Annotated in this window: 5 protein-coding genes; 2 read left to right on the plus strand and 3 right to left on the minus strand. The window is 50.3% G+C overall.

Annotated features, from left to right (window positions below; translation table 11 throughout):
• The first annotated feature begins 33 nt into the window (after positions 1-33).
• Both AC4PME_RS15720 and AC4PME_RS15725 read left to right on the plus strand, forming a co-directional pair.
• Positions 34-294: a hypothetical protein gene (locus AC4PME_RS15720; RefSeq protein ID WP_491046218.1), complete on the plus strand. Its 261-nt coding sequence runs from the start codon at positions 34-36 to the stop codon at positions 292-294.
• Between the two features lie 81 nt (positions 295-375).
• On the plus strand, positions 376-783 hold the full coding sequence (locus AC4PME_RS15725; RefSeq protein WP_491046217.1) for a protein kinase family protein: 408 nt from the start codon (positions 376-378) through the stop codon (positions 781-783).
• Positions 784-793: 10 nt separating this feature from the next.
• Here AC4PME_RS15725 and AC4PME_RS15730 read toward each other — a convergent pair whose 3' ends face one another.
• The 3 genes from AC4PME_RS15730 to AC4PME_RS15740 all read right to left on the minus strand — a co-directional run.
• Positions 794-3,925, minus strand: a complete 3,132-nt coding sequence (locus tag AC4PME_RS15730) for an efflux RND transporter permease subunit (RefSeq protein WP_491046216.1) — start codon at positions 3,923-3,925, stop codon at positions 794-796.
• A complete protein-coding gene (locus AC4PME_RS15735; RefSeq protein WP_491046215.1) occupies positions 3,925-4,983 on the minus strand; it encodes an efflux RND transporter periplasmic adaptor subunit in 1,059 nt (352 codons plus the stop codon). Before AC4PME_RS15735 ends, AC4PME_RS15730 begins: the two co-directional genes overlap by 1 nt.
• Before the next feature lie 348 nt (positions 4,984-5,331).
• A partial coding sequence (locus tag AC4PME_RS15740; RefSeq protein ID WP_491529651.1) for an ABC transporter permease occupies positions 5,332-6,158 on the minus strand: 827 nt, incomplete at its 5' end.

The following is a 6,158-nucleotide window of genomic DNA, read 5'->3' on the forward strand; positions in this document are numbered from 1 at the left end:
ACTTGCCTGGTCAACCAAAAACACACACTCAACATGATTCAGGCAATTCTTCGTGCTCTGTCAGCACACATACCCGGCCACACGTTTTCTGCCGGCAGCCTGTCCGTTCTGCATGAAGGACGCTTTGCTAACGCTATCGTTTATTTATATCAGGACGAACACTATCAACTCATCATCAAAGACTTTTCTTCACGGCACTGGCTTATCAGAAAAACCATAGGGCGTTTATCAGTTCGCCAGGAGTTCAATGCCATTACGGCATTACAACACATACCGGGCATTACACCGCTCTGATTCCGGCCGGGTGAATGTTCCATTGCTTACAGCCATATTGCCGGGCAAACACTGAAAGATTACGGTGCTGAGGGAAACCGTTTGTCACCGGCATTTTGTCTCGAACTGGAAAAAATAATTCACCGGATGCATGAGGCCGGACAGGTTCATCTGGACTTACGGAACATGGGTAACATTCTTATTGATGAGCAGGGAAAGCCCGCCATTATTGATTTTCAATCGAGCTTGCGCTGGCAACGTTTCCCGTTATGGTTGCAAAAATTCATGCGTTATGCCGATATCACAGGGGCGTATAAAGCCTGGGAACGTTACGGAACCACACCGCTGCCGGCGCATAAAAAGCAATTTCTGACCCGTTATAATGCGACCCGCAAGTGGTGGGTATTTCGCGGTTATCCAATTCATAGAATGCAGGTACGTGTGCAGACCTTTGCTGCACACGTTATGAGCCTTAACATTGTTCAGAACATCCTTGAAAAGTTCTGGTAAAGGCGCAGCTTTAATCCCTGGCTGATGAGGTCAGGGATTTTATTTTCTCTCCCAACATCAGCAACGCCGGTGTCAGCAACAGTGTGAGCAGGGTCGCAAATGTCAGACCGCCGGCAATAGTGCTCGACAACACTGTCCACCACTGCGCTGACGGCGCTCCCACAGAAATATTCCGGCCGACGATATCGATGGTCAGCGCAAACACCATGGGTAATAAACCCAGAATGGTGGTAACTGACGTCAGCAGTACCGGTCTGGCACGCTGCGCGGCCGTGCGCAGAATGGCCTCTTTGGCATCCATGCCCTCACTCTTGAGCGCATTATAGGTGTCGATTAAAACGATGTTGTTGTTTACCACTATCCCTGCAAGGGCAATGGTGCCGATACCACTCATAACCACCACGAAGGGTTGCGACGTGACCATCAGGCCAATTAACACGCCCGCTGTTGAAAAGATAATTGCACTCAGTACCACAAAGGCCTGATAGAAGCTGTTGAACTGAGTCACCAGAATTATCAGCATCAGGAAAATCGAGCCGATAAAGGCATTACTCAGGAATGTCATTGACTCCTGGGTATCCTCATCTTCGCCTTTAAATGACAACATAACGTCAGCAGGTAATGGCGATTCGATGAGCTTTTCACGCATCTGCTTCAGCTTCTGATCCAGTAACTCACCTTCCGCAATTTCAGCCTTAATAGTATAGGTCCGTGCGCCATCAAGACGGTTTATCCGTCCGGTTTTGGGTGCAGGCTCAATGGTCACGAAGTTACCAATCGGCACAGAGCCGTTGGCAGACGGAATACGAAGTTGATAGAGCTGCTCAATATTGCGGAAGGTTTCCGGGAAGCGCAGACGAATTTCGACTTCTTCCTCGGCATCATCCGGGCGGTACTCCGCCAGCATGGCGCCATTGGTGATTAACTTCACCACATTCCCCAGAAGGGTGACATCCACGTTGTACTGCGCCGCCAGCTCTCTGTCGACATTTAAACGCCACTCCACACTGGGCAGAGGCCGGGAGTCTTCAACATCAACAAAACCACCCGTTTCTTCCATTAGGGCAAGAATATGTTCCGTGCCTTCAATGAGACTGTCATTACTGATCCCGCTGAGGACAATTTCCACCGGTTTACCGGAGGACGGCCCCATGTCGGGCAACCGTACCTGTACTTTGATGCCGGGGATGGTTTCAACATATTCACGGATATCAGCCATGATTTCTGACGCCGGCGGACGGGTTTCCCAGTCGCTTAATTCAAGCTGGATAACGCCGATAACATCTTCCGGCATTTCCGACTCGTTACCACCACCGCCGCCAATTGTGCGGGCGTAAACTGAATCGAGATTGTCTTGTTGCAACAAAAACTTCTCGACTTTCTTAACCAGTTTGTCGCGCTCATAAATAGATAAATCACCCCGTGCCTGTACCTGAATTTGCAGATATTCGGGTTCAATGTCAGGGAAGAACAACACGCCACGACCAAAGAAACCGTAAAGCACGAAGGTCATGAACATAATACCCAGTGCTGCCAGTGTGGACTTGCCGGGATGATTTACGATGTTCTTTAAGAATCGCAGATAACGGCCCAGCCAGCCCTGAATATCATCCAGGTTGCCCTTCTCCGCCATGCGGATAAATTTCACCGTATCAGACTGGGTATCAACGCTGACTTTACGGGTAATCACACCGCCAAGTACCGGAATAAAGATCAGCGCCATAAACAACGAGGCGGTTAAGGTAATGATGACGGTCAGCGGCAGGAAGCTCATAAACTCTCCCACCAGGCCAGGCCACACCAGCAGCGGGAAGAATACGGTCAGCGTGGTGATGGTTGAAGCAATAATAGGCCACGCCATGCGTTTGGAGGCGGTTGCGAAAGCAGTTTTCGGCGGCTCGCCTTCAGCAATTTTCCGGTCTGCCAGCTCGATGGTAACAATGGCGCCGTCAACCAGCATACCCACCACCAGAATCAGGCTGAACAGCACAATCATATTCATGGTCATGCCGAAGAAGAATATCACCGTCATGGCCGCCAGAAAGGAACCGGGAATAGCCATACCGACCAGGATGCTCGGCCGTATACCCAGGGCAAAAACAATCACTATCATCACCAGAATAATAGCGGTCAGCACGTTGTTTTCGAGATCACCCAGCATGCTCTTAATTTCACCGGATTTGTCCTGCAGATAGTCTACTTTGATGGTATCCGGCCACTGAGTTCTCGCCAGTTCCACAAGATTGCGTACATCAGCAATGGTTTCGATAATATTTGCGCCGCTTCGCTTTGATACTTCAAGAGCAATGGCCTTTTCACCCCGCAAGCGGGCGAAACTGGTGGGGTCTTTGAATGTACGGCGGATGGTGGCGACATCATCGAAGGTGACGATGGTGTTCCCTACTTTTTTCACCGGCAAGGTAGCCAGGTCCTGCATGGTCTCAATCACGCCCGGCACTTTAAACACCATGCGCCCGGCACTGGCATCAATGGCCCCGGCTGCCACCAGCTGGTTATTCTGACTGACAAAATTCAGCACATCGGGAAAAGACAGGTTATACGTTTCCAGCGCAACCGGGTCGATAATGACTTCAAGTAATTCTTCCCTGTCACCGGCAATATCCACTTCCAGTACACCGGATAAAGCTTCAATTTCATCCTGCAGACGGCGGGCAATATTCACCAGCGTACGTTCTGGAATATCACCCGATAACATGACAGTCAGCACCGGGAAGAGTGACAGGTTCACTTCGGTAACTCTGGGCTCTTCACTGCCGGGAGGCAACTCCGCTTTGGCCAGATCGACTTTTTCCCTGACATCAAGCAACGCCTGGTCAGCATCAAAGCCGGCTTCAAACTCCATCACCACTGAGGCAAAGCCCTGAATGGCCGTCCCTTTCATTTCTTTTAAGCCTTCAATGGATTGAAGCTCTTTCTCCAGCGGCCTCACCAGCAGGCGTTCGCTGTCTTCCGGTGCAATACCGTCGTACACCACCGAGACATAGATAAACGGAATCGTGATGTCCGGCTCAGACTCTTTCGGAATGGCAAAATAAGCACTGGCACCGGCAATGGTTAAAACAAAAAAGACCAACGCTACGGTACGGGTGCGGGCAAATGCCGCATCGATTATCGCATTCATTATCTGGCCGCCTTCTCAACTGGCGTCACCACATTACCGGCATCCACAAAGCCCTGCCCGGTGGTGATAAGACGCACGGTATCAGGCAAGCCGGTTACCCAGGCCCCTTCATTGTCAGATTGCAGCAGTGATACCTGATGAAATTCCACTTTATTGTCACTACCAACTGATTTAACCCCAATTCGCCCATCGGCATCCAGGGTGAATGTCGCCGGCGATACATAGTGGGCCTTCACTTCATTCACGTGCAGGGTAACCGTGGCGCTGGAGCCGGATTTCAGTTTTCCGTCAGGATTGGGTATGCCGATTTCAGCAAGATAGGTACGGGATTCACTGCTGGCATAAGGAGCAATGAAGCGGACTTTGCCTGATACCTGCTCGCCGGTGGCAAGCTTAATATCTGCCTGCAGCCCTTTTTTGACTTCATTCACCCGTTGTTGTGCGATTTGGATCTCAACCACCAGTACCGAGTTATCCACCAGCTCCAGCATCGGATCGCCGATACTTACCACATCGCCGCTTTCTGCAGACAAACTCTGGACTTCGCCGTCAAAAGGCGCCACAGGACGCACAAAATTAATATCTGAACGGATGTTCGCAATGGCGGCTTCAGACGCTTTTACATTTGCCAGAGCGGTGTCGAGCTCTGATTCACTTTGATACTGCTTATCAGCCAGTTGCGACAAACGCTTATAGGTTTTCTTACGGGCTTCGTACAGCGCTTCCTGTTGCTCAAGCTGAATAAGTCTGTCTTCCATATCGATGGTCAGTAAGGTATCACCCTTTCGCACAGAGTCGCCTTCGCTTACCAAAATCTGCTCAATACGTCCCGCCGTCTGTGCTTTAATTTCCAGCAAGCGTTCCGGCACGGTTTGTCCCTGAACCACCAGCGAAACCGGTGTAACCTGCGCTTCAGAAACCGTCACTTCCACGGAAAATGGCTGGCTCTCACTTTGAGTCTGATTTTGCTCTTCGGGCTCTGATGAAAAAAGTCCGGAGACCATCCATGCACATATAAGAAGAATAAACAGGAGTGCGAAAACAGATGATTTATTCATTGTCAGATGAAATCCTTTGTCAGGCTGGGTGTCATTTTTATTTTGTTGAACGTAATGATTGTGGTCACTGCGAAGCAATTATTTTCAGGCCGGAGAACGGATTGTCAGAACGGCCGGCGGCAATATTGCGTAAGTTATCACAGGCAACGTAAAGAGGTGTTGTAAATTTTGTAACGAAATAAAAAAACGCTGTGCAGAAAAGATGAAAATCTGAAGCCTGCCAGCTGGCGGGAAAATGCCCGGAAAATATCAGGAAAAGAGCCGGTTCAGAGAGTGACACACTCTTCTCTGAACCGGTTTATACCGCCGGTACAGCTATTTTGTACCGCAGTAATTTCAATAGGGTTGCTACACCATTTTTCGTAGCAACGCTGTGGTATTTAATGACAGCAAACGCCAGCAGCCCAATGCCCCCAATACACCCACAACAATCGCTCCGGTCACCGGTGCAATCACCCAAAACTCCGGATGCAACGATGCTTCCATCTGAAAAATTTGTGTTTGCAGCAAATAGAGACTGAGCTCATTGGCAAGTGCGGCCATAAACCCGGCCACGACGCCGATGATGACAAATTCATATACTACGCTCAGGCGGATCAGCGATCCTTTCGCTCCCAGAGTACGAAGTATAGCCAGTTCCTGCTGACGCTCGTCCATTGACGCCTGGACCTGTGCTATCAGCACCAGTGCGCCGGCAGCCAGCACCAGAATCAGGATAAACTCAACGGCCAGTGAGACCTGGTCGACAATATCCCGCAACTGATTGATACGGGCATCCACGTCAAACAAGGTGGCGGACGGGAATGGCTTCAGCAATTCTGTCAGTTCCGGCTTTCTTTCCCGTGGCAGGAAGAAACTGGTGATATAGGTTGGTGAAAACGCCGCCATCGCTTCAGGTGACAAGACAAAGAAGAAATTGGGCTGCATAGTCTGCCAGTCGACTTTTCGTAAACTGGTTACCCGCGCCTGCACCTCTTCACTGCCGATATTAAATGTCAGCACATCATTGAGCCGGATATCCAGCCTTCCGGCCACTTCCTCTTCTACAGATACAGGATAAATCCCGTCCTCCGGCGCAGAGGTCGCATTACCCTGCCACTCACCGGCAACGATTTCATTGCCAAATTGCAGGGTGTTACTCCATGTCAGATTCGCTTCACGGCCCAGACCGTCCC

The organism is Alteromonas sp. (genome assembly GCF_984505615.1).

Bases quoted from the DNA above. Each gene is read 5' to 3' on its own strand.
- AC4PME_RS15720 (WP_491046218.1), top strand. From the start codon at position 34: ATGATTCAGGCAATTCTTCGTGCTCTGTCAGCACACATACCCGGCCAC.
- AC4PME_RS15730 (WP_491046216.1), bottom strand. From the start codon at position 3,925: ATGAATGCGATAATCGATGCGGCATTTGCCCGCACCCGTACCGTAGCG.
- AC4PME_RS15735 (WP_491046215.1), bottom strand. From the start codon at position 4,983: ATGAATAAATCATCTGTTTTCGCACTCCTGTTTATTCTTCTTATATGT.